Source organism: Pseudomonas huaxiensis, from assembly GCF_003231275.1.
GTDB lineage: Bacteria > Pseudomonadota > Gammaproteobacteria > Pseudomonadales > Pseudomonadaceae > Aquipseudomonas > Aquipseudomonas huaxiensis.
On sequence record NZ_QKVL01000236.1, the window covers coordinates 1 to 209 of the forward strand.

At 60.3% G+C, this 209-nt stretch carries 1 protein-coding gene; it reads right to left on the reverse strand.

Annotated features, from left to right (window positions below; genetic code table 11):
- Positions 1-209, reverse strand: a 209-nt coding sequence (locus DM374_RS34015; RefSeq protein WP_225422718.1) for a hypothetical protein, incomplete at both ends; no start/stop codon positions are given.

Here is a 209-nt window from a genome sequence, read left to right on the forward strand (position 1 = left end):
CCGGCAAGCAGCAGCGCAGTTCCGTTCCACACTGGCTTTCCGGAAGAGTTCATGCCGAGCGTTGCTTCAGCTACCCCGCTCCAGTGGAAAAGGATTCGTGGTGCGTAGGCATAGTCGGTCTTTGTCCCTGCTACGAGCTGAGCTTCCCGAATCATCAATGCGCCGCCGGTCCCAGCACCAGCTTCGCCGCCGATGGTGTTCGCGTAGAG